14 protein-coding genes are annotated in these 18,717 nt (G+C 62.5%); 7 read left to right on the top strand and 7 right to left on the bottom strand.

Annotation, left to right across the window (positions count from 1 at the left end; translation table 11 throughout):
- Nucleotides 1–210: 210 nt before the first annotated feature.
- The 3 genes from AC1D08_RS27350 (at nt 211) to AC1D08_RS27340 (ending at nt 1,831) form a co-directional block, all read left to right on the top strand.
- Nucleotides 211–609: an NADH:ubiquinone oxidoreductase subunit NDUFA12 gene (locus tag AC1D08_RS27350; RefSeq protein ID WP_457153301.1), complete on the top strand. Its 399-nt coding sequence runs from the start codon at nt 211–213 to the stop codon at nt 607–609.
- Between the two features lie 145 nt (nt 610–754).
- Nucleotides 755–1,369, top strand: a complete 615-nt coding sequence (locus AC1D08_RS27345; protein WP_457153300.1) for a DUF2155 domain-containing protein — start codon at nt 755–757, stop codon at nt 1,367–1,369.
- A gap of 75 nt (nt 1,370–1,444) precedes the next feature.
- Nucleotides 1,445–1,831 (top strand): hypothetical protein, encoded by a 387-nt coding sequence (locus AC1D08_RS27340; protein WP_457153299.1) that lies wholly within the window; start codon nt 1,445–1,447, stop codon nt 1,829–1,831.
- Nucleotides 1,832–1,843: 12 nt separating this feature from the next.
- Here AC1D08_RS27340 and aat read toward each other — a convergent pair whose 3' ends face one another.
- The 6 genes from aat to AC1D08_RS27310 form a co-directional block, all read right to left on the bottom strand.
- Nucleotides 1,844–2,461: a leucyl/phenylalanyl-tRNA--protein transferase gene (aat, locus tag AC1D08_RS27335; protein WP_457153298.1), complete on the bottom strand. Its 618-nt coding sequence runs from the start codon at nt 2,459–2,461 to the stop codon at nt 1,844–1,846.
- 12 nt (nt 2,462–2,473) lie between these two features.
- A complete protein-coding gene (gene accC, locus AC1D08_RS27330; RefSeq protein ID WP_095090710.1) occupies nt 2,474–3,817 on the bottom strand; it encodes an acetyl-CoA carboxylase biotin carboxylase subunit in 1,344 nt (447 codons plus the stop codon).
- Between the two features lie 10 nt (nt 3,818–3,827).
- Complete coding sequence (gene accB / locus AC1D08_RS27325; protein ID WP_457154931.1) at nt 3,828–4,286, bottom strand: acetyl-CoA carboxylase biotin carboxyl carrier protein; 459 nt, start codon at nt 4,284–4,286, stop codon at nt 3,828–3,830.
- 26 nt (nt 4,287–4,312) lie between these two features.
- The gene (gene aroQ, locus AC1D08_RS27320; protein ID WP_095090709.1) at nt 4,313–4,747 is read right to left on the bottom strand and encodes a type II 3-dehydroquinate dehydratase; all 435 of its coding nucleotides are present in this window, start codon (nt 4,745–4,747) and stop codon (nt 4,313–4,315) included.
- Between the two features lie 149 nt (nt 4,748–4,896).
- A complete protein-coding gene (locus tag AC1D08_RS27315; RefSeq protein ID WP_457154932.1) occupies nt 4,897–5,700 on the bottom strand; it encodes a DsbA family protein in 804 nt (267 codons plus the stop codon).
- A gap of 70 nt (nt 5,701–5,770) precedes the next feature.
- The gene (locus AC1D08_RS27310; protein WP_477424486.1) at nt 5,771–7,165 is read right to left on the bottom strand and encodes a M48 family metalloprotease; all 1,395 of its coding nucleotides are present in this window, start codon (nt 7,163–7,165) and stop codon (nt 5,771–5,773) included.
- Between the two features lie 145 nt (nt 7,166–7,310).
- On the opposite strand from AC1D08_RS27310, the gene AC1D08_RS27305 reads away from it, so the two are divergent.
- The 4 genes from AC1D08_RS27305 to AC1D08_RS27290 all read left to right on the top strand — a co-directional run bounded on the left by AC1D08_RS27305 (nt 7,311) and on the right by AC1D08_RS27290 (nt 15,245).
- Nucleotides 7,311–8,459 (top strand): pyridoxal phosphate-dependent aminotransferase, encoded by a 1,149-nt coding sequence (locus tag AC1D08_RS27305; RefSeq protein WP_457153099.1) that lies wholly within the window; start codon nt 7,311–7,313, stop codon nt 8,457–8,459.
- Nucleotides 8,460–8,463: 4 nt separating this feature from the next.
- Nucleotides 8,464–9,393: a glutaminase gene (locus AC1D08_RS27300; protein WP_457153100.1), complete on the top strand. Its 930-nt coding sequence runs from the start codon at nt 8,464–8,466 to the stop codon at nt 9,391–9,393.
- Between the two features lie 204 nt (nt 9,394–9,597).
- Nucleotides 9,598–12,363 carry a beta strand repeat-containing protein gene (locus AC1D08_RS27295; RefSeq protein WP_477424484.1) on the top strand — a complete coding sequence of 922 codons (2,766 nt, stop codon included), beginning with the start codon at nt 9,598–9,600 and terminating at the stop codon, nt 12,361–12,363.
- Nucleotides 12,364–12,485: 122 nt separating this feature from the next.
- Nucleotides 12,486–15,245: a beta strand repeat-containing protein gene (locus AC1D08_RS27290; protein ID WP_477424482.1), complete on the top strand. Its 2,760-nt coding sequence runs from the start codon at nt 12,486–12,488 to the stop codon at nt 15,243–15,245.
- A 176-nt stretch (nt 15,246–15,421) separates the two neighbouring features.
- Here AC1D08_RS27290 and AC1D08_RS27285 read toward each other — a convergent pair whose 3' ends face one another.
- On the bottom strand, nt 15,422–18,406 hold the full coding sequence (locus AC1D08_RS27285) for an Rne/Rng family ribonuclease (RefSeq protein WP_457154016.1): 2,985 nt from the start codon (nt 18,404–18,406) through the stop codon (nt 15,422–15,424).
- Between the last annotated feature and the right edge of the window lie 311 nt (nt 18,407–18,717).

The raw sequence follows: 18,717 nt of genomic DNA, 5'->3' as shown, positions 1-18,717 counted from the left end.
CTGCAGCGGGTCGGATACCGGCCTTGGCGCGCAAAGCTTTAGAAAGACCGCAAAGGCTTGGCAAGCGCGCATCGCGCGGTCGAGAAGATCACGGGCTTGTGTCGGGTTTCCGGCAAGCCATTTGCGTGCACCCTGCGGCAAAACCCTTGCCTTCCCGAAGGCCTGACGCCATAAGCAGGAAACGGGCGCTGCCGGCGCGAGGGTTCTGAGATGAAGACTTTCCTTACGCAGTTTTTCACCTGGTGGAACAGCCAGACGCTGGGAACGCGCCTGTACACCTGGCGGCACGGCAAGAAGGTCGGCCAGGACGAGACAGGCAATGTCTATTACGAAGGCGGCATCGATTCGGAGGGCCGCACGCGCCGCTGGGTCATCTACCGGAATTATTCGGAAGCCTCCGCGATACCGCCCGGCTGGCATGGCTGGATGCATCACCGTGTCGATGTCGCGCCCGCCAGCGAGACCTACAAGCCCCGCGACTGGCAGAAGCCACATCAGCCCAATCTGACCGGCACTCCGGCGGCCTACCGCCCGAAAGGCTCGGTGCTGACCAACCAGCATCGCCCGCAGGTCACGGGCGACTATGACGCCTGGACACCCGGATCGTAACGGCCCCCGACTTGTAACGGCGCAAGGTGCAGGCCGGTCCTTTATCGCCACAATTGGTGTTTAGCTGCTTGCTGATCAAAAAAAAACGGCGACTAGCCTTGGCGATCGACAGAATCACCCGGGCGCGAACCACCGGTACCCCTAGATGAGCTTTTTCAACCGAATATCGACGGGCGGCCTGGCGCTAGCCGCCAGTCTTGCCGTCAGCACCGCTGCCTTTGCCGCTTCGCCTGAACCGGCGCCCGCTGCACCGGCGCCGGCGGCGCCCGCAGGATCGGACCGGGTCACCAATCCCATCGCCGAGTTTGCCGGCATCGACAAGATCACCGGCCGCATCATCACCTTCGATGTCTATATCGACGAGACGGTGCAGTTCGGTGCTTTGCAGGTGACGCCGCGCGTCTGCTACTCGAGGCCGCAGACCGAGGAGCCAAAGACCGATTCCTTCGTCGAGGTCGACGAGATCACGCTCGACCGGAAGATCCGCCGCATCTTCACCGGCTGGATGTTTGCCGAAAGCCCTGGCCTCAACGCCGTCGAACATGCCGTCTATGACGTCTGGCTAAAGGAATGCAAGCAGAAGTCGGATGTGCCGGCGCCCGACGCCGCCAAGGCTGACGCGACCAAAGCCGACGCGTCGAAGCCTGCCGCGGCCGAGCCGAAGCCTGCCGCCACTCCGGACGTGGTACAGCCCGATGCCACGGAACCGGCTATCACCGAACCGGATACCACGGAACCGGATACCACCGAAGCCAACTGATCCTCTGGAACCGTCGTGGCCACCATGCGTTGGACCACGGACGACCGCGCATTCATGCGCATGGAGGATATTCCGATGTCAGACAGCAAGCGGATCACCGCCGGCAAGGCGGAATTGCTCGAACTCGAAAAAGGGTTCTGGACGGGTGACGCGGCCTACTACGCGGCCAATGCCGACACCGAGTGCCTGGTGGCGTTTCCGCAGATGGCACAGGCCATGGACAATGCCGATCTCGCCAAGACCGCAACCAAGCCCAACCGTTGGCGCGATCTTGACATCGAGCTCAAGGGAATAATCGAGCCGGGCAGCGATATCGTCATGCTGACCTACGAGGCGCACGCGACGCGTGAGAATGGCGAGCCCTACGCGGCGCTGGTCAGTACCGGCTACGTCCATCGCGTCAACGGCTGGAAGATGATGTTCCATTCGCAGACGCCGCTGCAAGCCGCGGCCGGGAAGTAAGAGGCCCGATCGTCAGGGGTAGAATACGGCCTCGCCCTTCAGCGCGTCGGCCAGCATTTTCTCGTATTTGCCGCGCGGCACGTCGACCGCGCCGAAGCGCTTGAGGTGCTCGGTGGTGAACTGCGTATCAAGCAGAGCGAAGCCGCGCGCCTTCAACCTCTCGACGAGATAATAAAGGCAGGTCTTGGAAGCGTCCGTCTCCCTGGCGAACATGCTTTCGCCAAAGAACACCCGGCCAAGCGATACGCCGTAGAGGCCACCGACCAGCCGGTCCTCGCGCCAAGCCTCGACCGAATGACAATGCCCTATCCGGTGCAACTGGACATAGGCTTCGCGGATCGGCGCATTGATCCAGGTCGACCGGCGCTCCTCGCGTCTCTCGGCGCAACCGTCGATCGTTGCTTCGAAATCGAAATCGAAACGGATGTCGAAAGGGTGCTTCTTGATCGTTTTCCTGAGGCTTTTCGGCGTGTGAAAACCGTCAAGCGGGATGATGCCGCGCGTTTCCGGCCGCACCCAGAACACCTCCGGATCGCTGGCACTTTCGGCCATCGGGAACACGCCCGAGGCGTAGGCCTTGAGCAAAAGGTCGGTCGGGATGCGATAGCCGGGCGCGAAGGGGCGGGTCATCGCGTCCCCGGACTACTCTTCCTTGGCCAGATATTTTTCCAGCCAGTGGATATCATAGTCGCCATTGGCGATGTCGGCATTGCCGACGAGATCGCGAAACAGCGGCAACGTCGTCTTGATGCCGTCGACGACGAATTCATCCAGCGCGCGCCGCAGCCGCATCATGCACTCGACGCGGTTGCGCCCATGCACGATCAGCTTGCCGATCAGGCTGTCGTAGTAGGGCGGGATCTTGTAGCCGGAGTAAACGCCGGAATCGACGCGGATGCCGAGACCGCCCGGCGTATGGAAGTGGGTGATCGTGCCGGGCGAGGGGGTGAAGGTGCGCGGATCCTCGGCGTTGATACGGCATTCGATGGCGTGGCCATTGAACTTGATGTCTTCCTGCTTGACCGAAAGTCCGCCGCCCGAGGCGACGCGGATCTGCTCGTGCACGAGGTCGATGCCGGTGATCGCTTCGGTCACCGGATGCTCGACCTGCAGGCGCGTGTTCATCTCGATGAAATAGAACTCGCCATTCTCGTAGAGGAACTCGATCGTGCCGGCGCCGGAATAGCCGAGGTCGGCGATCGCCTTGGCGCAGACGCCGCCGATGCGCGCACGCTCCTCGGCATTGAGGGCCGGCGAGGGCGCCTCTTCCCAGACCTTCTGGTGCCGGCGCTGCAGCGAACAATCGCGCTCGCCGAAATGCACGCCGCGGCCAAAACCGTCACCGAACACTTGCACCTCGATGTGGCGCGGTTTTTCCAGGTACTTCTCGATGTAAACCGCATCGTCGCCGAAGGCGGCACCGGCCTCCGAGCGCGCCGTCTGCAGGGCGACCTCGAGGTCGGCTTCGGTATGCGCCACCTTCATACCGCGTCCGCCGCCGCCGGCCGACGCCTTGATGATCACGGGATAGCCGATCTCGCCGGCAATGCGCTTGGCCTCTTTTTCATCGGTGACCGCACCGTCCGAACCGGGCACCACCGGAATGCCGAGCCGTTTTGCGGTGCGCTTGGCCTCGATCTTGTCGCCCATGATGCGGATATGGTCGCCGGACGGGCCGATGAAGGTGATGTTGTGGGCGGCCAGGATGTCCGCGAACTTGGCGTTTTCCGACAGGAAGCCATAGCCCGGATGCACGGCATCGGCGCCGGTGATCTCGCAGGCCGCGACGATCTGATGGATGTTGAGGTAGCTGTCGCGCGATGGCGGCGGCCCGATGCAGACGCTTTCGTCGGCGAGCCGCACATGCATGGCATCGGCGTCGGCGGTCGAATGCACCACCACCGTCTGGATGCCGAGTTCCTTGCAGGCACGCAGCACCCGAAGCGCGATTTCGCCGCGATTGGCGATGAGGATCTTCTGGAACATCCGGCCCGCTCTACTCGATCACAACGAGCGGCATGCCGTATTCGACAGGCGTCGCATCCTCGAACAGGATGGCCGTCACCGTGCCGGAGCGCGGCGAAGGAATCTGGTTCATCGTCTTCATCGCCTCGATGATCAGCAGCGTCTGGCCTTCCTTGACCTTTTGGCCGACTTCGATGAACGCCTTCGCGTCGGGCGATGGCGCCAGATAGGCGGTCCCGACCATCGGCGAGGTGATCGCGTTCTTCGCCACGTCGACCACTGCCGGGGCTGCCGCGGCAATGGGCTGGGCGGCTGACGGTGCATAGGCCGGCTGCGGTGCCGCGATCGCGTGCACGGCCGGGGCCTGCCGCGAAACACGCACCTTCAGGTCGCCCAGTTCAACCTCGATCTCGGTGAGGTTGGTGTCGTTCAGTATGCCCGCCAGATCGCGGATCAGCTGCTGGTCAACACCGGTCTTCTTTATCGACATTTTCGAGCCTTCTGTTTGTTGGCCGGTCATAGGCGTGCGGCCAGCGCCTGCAGGGCCAGCGTGTAGCCGAGCGGCCCAAAGCCACAGATCATGCCGACGGCAACCGGCGCGACCATGGACACGTGGCGGAATGGTTCCCGCGCATGGATGTTGGAAAGATGGACTTCAGCGACGGGCAGCGGCGCGATGGCGCGGATGGCGTCGTGGATCGCGATCGAGGTGTGGCTGTAGGCGCCTGGATTGATGACGATGCCGGCGGCCTTGTCGCCAGCTTCCTGAATCCAGTCGACAAGGTCGCCCTCGTGATTCGACTGGCGGAAATCGATCTCGAGCCCAAGTGCTGTGCCGGCCTGTTTGCAGTCCTCGGCGATCGCGGCAAGCGTCTTGCCGCCATAGATGCCCGGCTCGCGCTTGCCGAGCGCGTTGAGATTGGGACCGTTCAGGACGAAAACCGTTTTCAAAAAAGCCGACCTTTCCCGGCGCCGACATCAAGCCGGCGCGCTGGGCCCTCTATAATGGGCATAGACGCCTGCGAAAAGAGCGCAAGTGCGTTCTTTCACTGTCCACAACGCGCGGAAATGTACCCCTGAAAATATGCCCGTGAGCAAGATCAGAGCGCGGCTTTCGCCGCCTCGATCTTTTCAGCCAGCACTTCCTGTCCAAGCGCCCCGAACACCACCTCGTTGCCGACCACATAAGACGGCGTTCCGGTGATCGCCAGCTTGTTGGCAAGATCGTAGGTCTTGGAGAAGGCCTCGTTGATCGACGGGTCCTTCATCTTCTCGCGCAGCATCGCTTCGTCGGCGCCGAGCGAAAGCGCGATCTTGATCGCCGCCGCCTCGGTGGCGCGTCCCTGGCCGCCGAGCAGTGCGTTGTGGAACTCGCCATACTTTTCCGGCTTCATCAGGTGGAATGCCATCGAAACCACGCTCGCCTTCTGCGAATCCGGTCCGAGGATCGGGAACTCCTTGAGCACGAAGCGCAGGTCCGGATCGGACTTGGTCAGCGCCCGCATGTCGTCGATGGCGCGTTTGCAGAAGCCGCAATTGTAGTCGTAGAACTCGACGATGGTGACCTTGCCGTTCGGGTTGCCGACGACGCCGTCGAATGCCGAGTTGAAGATCTGGTCCTTGGCATCCTTGATGACACCCATATGGGCGATGCGCTGCTCTTCCTTCTGCTTGGCTTCGAGCGCGTCCTGAACCTCCAGAAGCACTTCCGGGTTCTTCAACAGATAGTCGCGGATGATACCTTCGACCTCGGTGCGGTCGATCTTGGTGTCGGACTCTGCCGTCTGGGCCGGCTGCGCCGTACCGGCCTTGGCAATCTGTGGGTTTCCGGCCACGAATCCGAAAGCCAGCATGGCCAGGGCGGCCACGGCCCCCGTGGTGCCCAGCAGCAGTGCCTTTTTCATCGTTCCTGTTCCTTCTACCTGTTTTTCCGGCCCGTTCGTCTGACTGTGTCGCAGCGTGCTGCCAGAAGGTTCACTTGATCTTGGTCGATGGTGCGTAGTTTATGATGTCCTGGGCGCGAAGCCATCGCGGTTCGCCGCGCTTCATCTGCTGCTGTGCCCGCATGGCGAAGATCTTAGCATCCTTATAGTTGCCGGAATAGAAATGACCTTCGGCGGTGGCAAGTTCTGCGCCCGGTATGTCACTCAGTTCGCCATAGGCCTGTGCAAGGTAGCGGTAACCGGCCGCATTTTCCTTGTCTCGCTGCAGACCATTGTTGATCTGCACGACGGCTTTCTTGAGGGATTCAGGCGTACCGACGGCCATCAGCGCCTGGCCAAGCGAGACAGGCAGCAATCCCGACCGCGCCGGGTCGAGGCTGACCGCCTTGGCATAGGCATCCGCGGCCTCCTTGGGCCTGTTCGCCTTCATCAGGATGTCGCCGCGCAGTTCCTGGAAATATGCATTCTTCGGCTGCGCCTTGATCAGTGCATTGGTCTTGGCGAGCGCGGTGGCTATGTTGCCGAACAGGTACGTCGACTCGGCATCGCCATATTGTGCGGCAAGGCTGCCGGGCATCTTGCGCATCAGCCGCGCCAACCCCGCCTGGCCTTCCATATAGACGGCGATCTTCATGCGCATCATGTCGTGCCGCTGCTGCAGAGCCGGCGGGTCGACCTTGTCGACATTGGGGCTCTGTTTCACCAGCACTTCGAGATTGGCGATGCGGTCCTGCGGCATCGGATGGCTGATCCGGTAGGGATCGACCTGGGCGCCCGACAGCGACAGCGCCGTCTGGAAACGGTGGAACGTCTTCAGCATGCCCATGCCGGACTGGCCGGTGGCGTTGAGATAGGTGATCGCCGAGCGGTCGGCGGTTATCTCCTCGGTGCGCTGATAGGCGAGGATGCTTCGCTGCGCCATCTCGCCGCCGCCCGCCGCCATGCCGATACCGGCGCCGGCAAGGCCGCGGCTGTTGGTGGTGGCACCGGCGACCATGGCGCCGGCCCCTAGCAATGTGGCGATGATGGCCATGGTCTTGGCACGTTCGAGCTGTTCGCGCAGCTTCTGCTGGTGGCCGCCGGCGATATGGCCGGCTTCGTGGGCAATGACGCCGATGATCTCGTTGGGTGTCTCGGCCGTCATCAGCGCGCCGGTGTTGATGAACAGCCGGCGCCCGGTGACGAAGGCGTTGAAACTCTGGTCGTTGACCAGCACGATGTCGATGCCGTCGTTCGCCAGTCCTGCCGCCTTGAAGATCGGCCGCGCATAATCGCGCACCAGCGCCTCGATCTCGGCGTCGCGTACCACTGGCACGTTCTGGGCGAAGGCGCTGACCGAATCCGCCAACGCGACGGCAACGCCAAGCGAAAGCGTCGCAAAGACGCGCGCTGTCCGGGCAATCGTCGATCTGGGTCGGCTCAACATGATGGTTCCACTGGTAGACGAGCGGGCGAAAGATGAAAAGTCGGCGCCGGAAACTTCCTCAACTTGTGATCCTCACATCAATCGGGCATTTGTGCGGCGCATGCGCCCGAGTTTGGCGCCTTCAACCATCGGGAATACTGGTTAAATGGTCGTTTCGCTCTCACGTCGTGGCAATGTCGAGCCCTTCCACGCCATGGACATTCTGGCCGAGGCAAACCGCCTGAAGGCCCAGGGCGTGCCGGTGGTTTCCATGGCCGTCGGCCAGCCCTCCGACCCTGCGCCGATCGGCGTTCGCGCGGCGGCGGCCAAGGCCTTGCAGGACGGACGCATCGGCTACACCGACACGCTCGGCCTCGCCGCGCTGCGCAAGGCGATCGCCGAGCACTACGCCGATCACTATGGCCTCGATATTTCACCGAGCCGGATCGCGGTGACCACCGGATCGTCGGCCGCCTTCAACCTCGCCTTCCTCGCGATGTTCGATCCAGGCGACCGCGTCGCCATCGCCGCGCCCGGCTATCCCGCCTATCGCAACATCATGGCCGCACTCGGCATCGACGTGGTCGAGATCGAACTCGGCGACGCCGCCTACCTGCATGCCGGCCATCTGGAAACCGCACATCGCGAAAAGCCGCTGAAAGGCGTGCTGTTTGCAAGTCCGGCCAATCCGACCGGCGCCGTCATACCGGCCGATGAGCTGGCGGCCCTGGTGAGGACGGCACAGGAGCTCGGCATCGCCGTGATATCAGATGAAATCTATCATCGGCTGGCCTATGCCGCCCCCGATACCACCGCACTTGCCTGTGGCGGCGACGTGACGGTCATCAACTCGTTCTCGAAATATTACTGCATGACCGGCTGGCGCATCGGCTGGATGGTGTTGCCCGAAGATCTGGTGCGGCCGGTAGAACGCGTCGCCCAAAGCCTCTACATCTCGCCGCCGGAACTGTCGCAGATCGCCGCGATCGAGGCGTTCAAGGCGACTGAGGAGCTGGAAGCGGTGAAAGGCCGCTACGCCTGGAATCGCGAGCTGTTGATGAAACGCCTGCCGGAACTCGGCTTTCCGCTGGCGGCACCGATGGACGGCGCCTTCTATGCCTTTTGCGATGTCACCAGGCACACCAACGACAGCATGGCCTTCGCACGAAAGATGTTGGCGCAGGCGCATGTCGCGGCGACGCCCGGCCGCGACTTCGACACCCAGGCGGGGCACCGCACGATGCGTTTCTCCTATGCCGGCAGCCACGACGAGATGGTCGAGGCGATGGCGCGCATTGAACGCTGGTTGAGGTAGCACCATGCCAGAACTCGAACAGGCGCTCGCCGAAGTCGCCGCCGAAATGGCCGAACGCACCGATCGCGGCGCTGTTGCCACCTACATTCCGCAGCTCGGCAAGGTCGATCCCAAGAAGTTCGGCATTGCCGCCGTCACCAATGACGGCCGCGTGCTGATGGCGGGTGACGCCGATCAGGCCTTTTCGATCCAGAGCATCTCGAAAGTGTTCACCCTGACGCTGGCGCTCGGCAATGTCGGTGATGCGCTGTGGCAGCGGGTCGGACGCGAGCCGTCGGGCAATCCGTTCAACTCGATCGTCCAGCTCGAGCATGAGAACGGCATTCCGCGCAATCCGTTCATCAATGCCGGCGCCATCGTCGTTTCCGACATCCTGCTTGCCGGCCACCAGCCGCGCGAGGCGATCGGCGAAATCCTGCGCTTCATCCAATTCCTGGCCGATGACGAGACGATCGTTATCGACCGCGAGGTCGCGGCCTCCGAACGGGCCACAGGCTATCGCAACTTTGCGCTTGCCAACTACATGAAATCCTTCGGCAATCTCAACCATGCGCCGGAGCTGGCGCTGGGCGTCTACTTCCACCACTGCGCCATCGCCATGAGTTGCCGGCAGCTGGCGCTCGCCGGCCGCTTTCTCGCCAACGGCGGCAAGAATCCGGCGACCGGACATAGCGTGGTGTCGGCCGAGCGGGCGCGGCGCATCGGCGCCATGATGCTGACCTGCGGCCATTATGACGGATCGGGCGACTTTGCCTTCCGCGTCGGCATTCCCGGCAAGAGCGGCGTCGGCGGTGGCATACTGGGCATCGTGCCGGGCGTAGCCTCGCTCGCCGTCTGGTCGCCCGGCCTCAACGCCAACGGCAATTCCAAGCTGGGCTCGATCGCGCTGGAAAAGCTGGCCAGGATGATGAACTGGTCGATTTTCGCGCCGTAGAGCGGTCTATTGTTCATGGAAACGCCGCTCGACTGATAGACTTCATGCCCGCCGGGTAAATCTGCAATAATTGCCTTGACCACAGTAATGTCGTCCGTTCTTGTTGGGGACGACTGCAAATGGGTAGCACCAGTCCTTGACCAAGACGGTCCCCTGACGCAGTCTTCTGTTTCAAACCCTGTCTGCAGCGAAAGAGAACGAGTCATGCCCATCGGACGCGTAGGACAGGAATTCATCGTCAATTCGACGGCAACCGGCGGTCAGGTTAGCCCAGCGATCACGGAACTGGCCGATGGCCGCTTCGTGGCCACCTGGCAGTCTTATGACACCGGCGACGGCGATAGCATCTGCATCCGCGGACGAATCTACAGTGTCGACGGCAAGGCGATAGGCAGCGACTTCATCGTCAATTCGACGGCAACGGGCTATCAGAATGCCCCAGCGATCGCGGGGCTGGCCGATGGCCGCTTCGTGGCCACCTGGCAGTCTTATGACACCGGCGATGGCGATGGCCTCTGCATCCGCGGACGGATCTACAATGTCGACGGCAATGCGGTCGGCAACGACTTCATCGTCAATTCGACAGCGGCGGGCAATCAGCTTAACCCAGCGATCACGGTGCTGGGTGACGGACGCTTTGTGGTCACTTGGGAGTCAACTGACACTGATACCGACATCGGCGCCTGCGTCCGCGCCCGAATATACAATGTCGACGGCAGCGCGGCCGGGAGCGACTTCATCGTCAATTCGACGGCAACGCACGACTATCAGGTCGAACCAGAGATCACGGCGCTGGCCGATGGCCGCTTCGTGGCCACCTGGACTTCCTTTGATATCGGCGACGGCTCTGGTTCCTGTATCCGCGCCCGAATCTACAATGTCGACGGCAGTGCGGCCGGCAACGACTTCATCGTCAACTCGACGACAACGGGCTATCAGAATGCCCAAGTAACCACGACGCTGGCGGATGGCCGCTTCTTGGCCTCTTGGGTGTCCGATGACATTGGCGACGGCAGCGGCGCCTGCATCCGCGCCCGAATCTACAATGTCGACGGCAGTGCGGCCGGGAGCGACTTCATCGTCAATTCGACAACAACGGGCTATCAGGTTAACCCAGCAATTACGGCGTTGGCCGATGGCCGTTTCGTGGCCGCTTGGCAGTCCGATGACACCGGCGACGGCTCTGGCACCTGTATCCGCGCCCGCGTCTACAATGCCGACGGCATAGCGGCCGGCAGCGACTTCATCGTCAATTTGACGGCAAGCAGTGATCAGTACACCCCAGCGATCACGCCACTGGCCGATGGCCGCTTCTTGGTCACTTGGCAGTCATTAGACAGTGGTGATGGCAGCAGCGGCTGCATTCGTGCTCAAATCTTCGATCCTACCATCTTTGTCGGCACCTCCGCAGATGACGTCTGGCAAGGCAGCAATGTCTTCGCCGACCACATCAACGGCGGCGACGGCGCCGACACGCTGTCGGGTCTTGGCGGCAATGATACGATCAGCGGCGATGCGGGCAACGACGTCCTCAACGGTGGTGCCGGCGCCGATACAATGAAAGGCGGCATCGGCAACGATACCTACTGGGTCGACAATGCCGGCGATCATGTCACTGAGGCCAATGGCGAGGGCACCGATACAGTCAACAGTACCGTGTCCTTCAATCTCTCCGGCCAGGAATTGGAAAATCTGACGCTGACGGGAACGGGTGATATCAACGGCACTGGCAACTCGATTGCCAACATCATGTCAGGCAATTCAGGCATCAACACGCTAATCGGGCTTGGTGGCAACGACACGCTGGATGGCAAGGGCGGCGCCGACACCATGCAAGGCGGCCTCGGCGACGACACCTACTACGTCGACAATGCCGGGGATATCGTCGATGAGAGTACTGCCGGCGCCAACGGCACCGATATCGTCAATGGCTACATCTCGATCAACCTTGGCGGTGCCGCCCACTTCAAGGGCAATATCGAGAATGTCGCGCTGCTCGGTGCGGTCGCGATCAACGCCACCGGCAACAGCCTGGCCAACACGCTGACCGGCAATTCCGGCAACAATGTGCTGGATGGCATGGGTGGCGCCGACACGATGAGAGGCGCTCAGGGCAACGACAGCTACTATGTCGACAATGCGGGCGATATCGTCAGTGAGCGCACCGCCGGCGCCAACGGCACCGATACCGTCAACGGCTACATCTCGATCAACCTCGGCGACGGCAACCATTTCACGGGCAATATCGAGAACGTCGCGCTGCTCGGTGCGGCCTCGATCAACGCCACCGGCAACAGCCTGGCCAACACGCTGACCGGTAATTCCGGCAACAATCTGCTGGACGGCAAAGGTGGCGCCGACACGATGATCGGGGCTCAGGGCAATGATGGCTACTATGTCGACAATGCCGGCGATATCGTCAGTGAAAGCACCGCCGGCGCCAACGGCACCGACACCGTCAATGGCTTTGTTTCGATCAACCTTGGCGATGGCAACCACTTCACGGGCAACATCGAGAACGTCGCACTGCGCAGCGCGGCCTCGATCAACGCCACCGGCAACAGCCTGGCCAATACGCTGACCGGCAATTCCGGCAACAACGTACTGGACGGCAGGGGCGGCAACGACACGATGTCCGGCAGCACCGGCCAGGACATCTTCGTCTTCACCACGGCGCTCAATGCCTCGACCAATGTCGACCGCATCACAGACTTCTCGGTGGTCGATGACACTATCCGGGTCGATAACGCCATCTTTGCCGCGCTTGGCGGCAACGGCACGCTGTCGGCCGACCAGTTCGTCAAGAACACCACCGGCCTTGCGGGTGACGGCAACGACCACATCATCTACGAGACCGACACCGGCTGGCTCACCTATGACAGCAACGGCAGTGCTGCCGGCGGCTCGACCCATTTCGCCACACTGGCCGCCAACCTGGCGCTGACCAACGCCGATTTCGTCGTTGTGTAAGGTCAGAAGTACCACCAGTCCTTGACCAGGACGGGATACTCTGATGCAACCTTTAGGTGCAGCCAATGCCATGCTGGCGGCTGGCCATTTTACACCCTGCCTGCAGCGAAAGAGAACGAGCCATGCCCATTGGACGCGTAGGACAGGACTTCATCGTCAATTCGACGACAATGGGCAGTCAGTTTGGCCCCGCGATCACGGCGCTGTCCGACGGCCGCTTCGTGGACACCTGGATGTCCTATGACCCCGGCGATGGCGATGGCTTGTGCATCCGTGCCCGCCTCTACAACGCCGACGGTTCAGCGGCCGGCAACGACTTCATCGTCAATTCGACAGCAACGGGCGATCAGTATAGCCCTGCAATCACGGCGCTGGACGGCGGCCGCTTTGTGGCCACCTGGCAGTCAGAAGATCACGGCGACGGCATCGGCAATTGCATCCGCGCCCGAATCTACAACGCCGACGGTACGGCGGCCGGCAACGACTTCATCGTCAATTCGGCGGCAACGAGTGGCGGGAATTCCCCCGATATCACGGCGTTGGCCGATGGCCGCTTCGTGGCCACCTGGGAGTCCTATGACCTCGGCGAGGGTAGTGGCATCCGCGGCAGTTACATCTACGCCCGCCTCTATAACGCCGACGGTTCTGCGACCGGCAACGACTTCATCGTCAATTCGACGACAGCAACATACACCGAGTTTGTCCCCGCGATCACGGCGCTGGCCGATGGCCGCTTCGTGGTCACCTGGCAGTCCTACGACAGTGGCGACGGTAGCGCCAACGGCATCCGTGCCCGCGTCTACAACGCCGACGGTTCTGCGGCCGGCAACGAATTCATAGTCAATTCGACGATAACCAACAGCTATAGTGCCCATAGTGCCCCCGACATCACGGCGCTGGCCGATGGCCGCTTCGTGGCCACCTGGCAGTCCTACGACACCGGCGACGGTGGCGGAAACTGCATCCGCGCCCGTATCTACAACGCCAACGGTTCGGCGGTTGGCAACGACTTCATCGTCAATTCGACGATAACCGACGGCCAGCTAAGCCCCGCGCTCACGGCGCTGGCCGACGGCCGCTTTGTGGCCACCTGGTATTCCTATGATGCCGGCGACGGCGATAGCAGCTGCATCCGCGCCCGCGTCTACAACGCCGACGGTTCAGCGGCCGGCAGCGACTTCATCGTCAATTCGACGGCAGCGAACAGCCAGTTTTACCCGGCAATCACGGCGCTGGCCGATGGCCGCCTCGTGTTCACCTGGGACTCCTATGATGGCGGCGACGGCGGCTCTTGGATCCGCGCCGCGATCTTCGACCCTACCGTCTTCGTCGGCACCGCCGCCGATGACATCTGGCAAGGCAGCAACGTCTTTGCCGACCACATCAATGGCGGCGAAGCCAACGACACGCTGTCGGGCCTTGGCGGCAATGATACGATCAGCGGCGATGCCGGCGCCGATCTGATGAGCGGCGGCACCGGCGACGACACCTACTTCGTTGACGATTACGGAGACCATGTGGTCGAGGTGAATGGCCAGGGCATCGATACAGTCAACAGCACCGTGTCCTTCAACCTCTCGGGCCAGGAGTTGGAGAAACTGACGCTGATCGGCGCCCGCAATATCAATGGCACCGGCAACTCGATCGCCAATGTGATCACCGGCAACTCCGGCAACAACGTCATCGACGGGCTCGGCGGCACCGATACGATGAGCGGAGCGCAAGGCAAYGACACCTACATCGTCGACAATGCCGGGGATCATGTGATCGAGGCTAATGGTCAGGGCACCGATACGGTCAACAGCTCCATCTCTTTCAATCTCTCCGGCCAGGAACTGGAAAACCTGACGCTGACTGGATCGGCGAACATCAACGGCACCGGCAATTCCTTCGCCAATGTCATCACCGGCAATTCTGCCGTCAACACGCTGATCGGCCTTGACGGCAGCGATACGCTGGATGGCAAGGGGGGCGCCGATACGATGCAAGGCGGCATCGGCAACGACACCTACTTCGTCGACAATGCCGGCGATATAGTCAGTGAAAGCACCGTCGGCGCCGACGGCGCCGATATCGTCAACAGCTACATCTCGATCAGCCTTAGCGATGGCAATCACTTCACGGGCAACATCGAGAACGTCGCACTGCGCAGTGCGGCCTCGATCAACGCCACCGGCAACAGCCTGGCCAACGCGCTGACCGGCAATTCCGGCGTCAACACGCTGATCGGCCTTGGCGGCAACGATACGCTGGACGGCAAGGAAGGTGCCGACCGTTTGGAAGGCGGGGCCGGCACCGACACCTACTTCGTCGACAATGCCGGCGATATCGTCAGTGAAAGCACCGCCGGCGCCAACGGCACCGACACCGTCAATGGCTACATCTCGATCAACCTTGGCGATGGCAATCACTTCACGGGCAACATCGAGAACGTCGCACTACGCAGCGCGGCCTCGATCAACGCCACCGGCAACAGCCTGGCCAACACGCTGACCGGCAATTCCGGCAACAACGTGCTGGACGGCAGGGGCGGCAACGACACGCTGTCCGGCAGCAGCGGCCAGGACATCTTCGTCTTCACCACGGCGCTCAATGCCTCGAGCAATGTCGACCGCATCACCGACTTCTCGGTGGTCGACGACACCATCCGGGTCGATAATGCCATCTTCGCAGCGCTTGGCGGCAACGGCACGCTGACGGCCGACCAGTTCGTCAAGAACACAACTGGCCTTGCCGGTGACGGCAACGACCACATCATCTACGAGACCGACACCGGCTGGCTCACCTATGACAGCAACGGCAGTGCCGCCGGCGGCTCGACCCATTTTGCCACACTGGCCGCGAACCTGGCGCTGACCAACGCCGATTTCGTCGTGGTGTAAGGTTAGAAGGCACTTCGGTTTCCGTCGACGATAACTCTCTGCGCCGGCGGTTTCACACTTTGATTGGCTTTAGCGTTTCGCGACCAGCCGGAACGCCAGATATGAAAAATCCCGCGCAGTCTTTCGATTGGCGCGGGATTCTTTTGTCAAGAAATCAAGTCAAGCGGCTGAAAGGCTTAGAAAAAGCCCTTCCGCTGCCACCATCCGGCGCGCTTCGGCTTGTCCTCGGTCTTGGCCGCCGGTTCGTCGGCAACCGTCGAAGACACCACCGGCACGACCGGCGCATCCACGGCCGCCGGCTTGCGCCGTGACGGGCGGACCTTCGGCGCCTCCTCGACAGTCGCTGCCGCTGCCTCGTCGGACGCCGTGGCCGGCGTCTCGGCCAGTACCTCCGCGACCGCTTCGGCAGCAGCCGGCTCCTCGGCGACGACCTCGACCGCGGCCTTCTTCGGCTTGGCGGCACGACGTGGCTTCTTCGGCTTTTCCGTGCTCGGCGCGTCGTCATTGGCCGGAGCAAGCGCCACCGGCTCTTCGGCCGGTTCGGCAACTACCGGCTCACTGGAGACCGTCGCGCTTTCCGCCACTTCACTGTCGAGTGCTTCGACCGTTTCGCCAGCGCCTGCCTCGGCCTCGCCTTCACCGTCTTCGCGACGGTTGCGCTTGCCGCCGCGCTTGCCACGCCGGCGCTTCTTGCCTTGGCCTTCATCCGAAGCCTCAACCGTTTCGGACGTTTCCGCAACACCGAGAGGAGCGTCGTCGTCCGCTTCCGCCTCGCCGTCGCTGGCAGTGGCTGCCGAGCCGGAGAACTCAGCGGCCGGTGCGGAGACGGTAGACCCGTCCGCGGGTGCGCCGTGTTCGCGGTCGCGGTCCTTGCCGCCACGACGCCGCCGGCGCTTGCGGCGCTTGCGGTCGCGGCCTTCGCCTTCTTCGCCACCGGCGGCAGGCCGTGGCTGTTGTTGCTGCGGCTGCTGCTGGCGTGGCTGTTCGGCCTGTACCGGCGCGTCGTCGTCTTCCTCGATGACGACGATCTCGTCCTCGGGCTCATCCGGTTCGACATAGGCCGGCAGGCTACGCACCTCGACAAAGCCTTCCGGCTTTTCCGCCAGCGCGCCGCGGAAGATCGCATAGTGCTGCGCGCCAACCGAATCGTCGGCCTCGACGGTGATGGTCAGGCCGAAGCGGCTTTCCAGTTCCACCAGCGTGCCGCGCTTGTGGTTGAGCACGTAGAGCGCGGTCGCTGCCGGCGTCCGCACCGTGATGTGGCTACGCGAATCCTTCAGCAGGAATTCCTCGATCGCCCGCACCACCATCAGCGCGACCGACGAATCGGACCGCACATGGCCCGTGCCGCCGCAATGCGGGCAGGGCTTCATGGTCGATTCCAGCACGCTGGCGCGGATGCGCTGGCGTGACATCTCCATCAGGCCAAAATGCGAGATGCGGCCGACCTGGATGCGCGCACGGTCGTTCTTGAGGTGATCCTTCAACCGCTTCTCGACGGAGCGGTTGTTGCGGTTCTCCTCCATGTCGATGAAGTCGATGACGATCAGGCCGGCGAGATCGCGCAGCCTGAGCTGGCGGGCGACTTCCTCGGCCGCTTCCAGGTTGGTGTGGAGTGCCGTGTCCTCGATCGAGTGCTCCTTGGTGGAACGGCCCGAATTGACGTCGATGGCGACCAGAGCCTCGGTCTGGTTGATGATGATGTAGCCGCCGCTCTTCAGCGTCACTTGCGGCTGCAGCATGCGGTCGAGTTGCGCCTCGATGCCATTCCGCACGAAGATCGGCGTCGTGTCGCGAAACGGCTGAACCACCTTGGCGTGGCTCGGCATGAGCATGCGCATGAAGTCCTTGGCTTCGCGGTAGCCTTCCTCGCCGGAGACAAGGATCTCGTCGATATCCTTGTTGTAGAGGTCGCGCACCGAACGCTTGATCAGGCTGCCTTCCTCGTAGACCAGGGCAGGGGCCGTCGATTGCAAGGTGAGGCTCCGGACATTTTCCCAAAGCCGCATCAGATATTCGTAGTCGCGCTTGATCTCGGCCTTGGTGCGGCTCTCGCCGGCGGTGCGCAGGATGACGCCCATGCCCTGCGGCACTTCGAGATCGGCAACGACCTCCTTGAGGCGCTTGCGGTCGACCGCGCTGGTGATCTTGCGCGAAATGCCGCCGCCGCGCGCCGTGTTCGGCATCAGCACCGAATAGCGGCCGGCAAGCGACAGGTAGGTGGTGAGGGCAGCACCCTTGTTGCCGCGCTCTTCCTTGACGACCTGCACCAGCAGGATCTGGCGGCGCTTGATCACTTCCTGGATCTTGTACTGGCGGCGCACCGGCTTGCGGCGGTTGCGCACTTCTTCCAGCGCATCCTCGGCGCCGACCGATTCGACCTCATGGTCGTCCGGGTGCGAGGATTGCACCTCCTCGAGCATGCCGCGATCATTGTCACCTGACGGCGCTTCGCTGCCTTCCGCTTGCGGGACGGCTTCGGAAATCACATCGGCTTCGACCGAGGCGGCGATCGACGTCGGGCCGCCGTTGCGCGTTTCGGTTTCGTCCTGCTCGGCAGAACCCTCGTCATGCCCGGACGCATCGGCATGTTCGGAAGTATCGGCATGTTCGGACGTATCAACATGTTCGGACGCATCGGCCGCGTGTTCGATGATCTCGGAAGTGTGAGAGATCTCCTCGACAACGAAATCGCCGCCATTGTCGCCGCCTTCGCCTGCCTCGCCGGAGCCTTCGCTCTCGCCGGCAGCGCCTGCGTCGCGCCTGTGTTCACTACGGTCGCGGCTCTTGCCACCGCGCCGGCGTCCGCGCCGCCCGCGATCGCGGCTCTGGCGATCATCGCCGTCGCCATCCTCGTCCTCCTCGTCTTCGGCCTCCTGCGCTTCGGCGCGCAGCAGTGCCTGACGGTCGGCGACCGGAATCTGGTAGTAGTCGGGGTGTATTTCACTGAAGGCGAGGAAACCGTGACGGTTGCCGCCATATTCGACAAAGGCTGCCTGAAGGGAGGGCTCTACGCGCGTTACGCGGGCTAGGTAGATGTTTCCTTTGAGCTGCTTCTTGTCCTGGGATTCAAAGTCGAATTCTTCAATACGGTTACCGCGAACGACGACAACGCGTGTTTCCTCCGGGTGGGAGGCGTCTATCAGCATTTTGTTGGGCATTATTTCGTTTCCCCCCGGCAGCCGTCAGCCGCAGCTTGCGAGGCAAAGCCCGCTGCTGCGTGTCTGGAGTGTGGGTGCCGGATAATTGAACGTCCGCCGGCCGCCGCTTGAGCGCCATGGCGGTGCCGCCCGCAGCCATAATGGCGCGGTTTGATGCGGACCTTTCCATGATTGCGCTTGAAGCCATCGTCACCAGCAGAACCTTTTGAACCAAAGCCCGGACGAACCGGACCAGCTTGTTTGCTCATACAGAGCCGGCGCGGGAACAAACCCGGCCGTTTTCCTCACGCAGGCGATTCCCCCGCCACGGG

It is taken from the genome of Mesorhizobium sp. P2_E6, from assembly GCF_056403835.1.
Note: the sequence above shows the minus strand (reverse complement) of the source record. Positions and strands in the feature narration are given on the sequence as shown.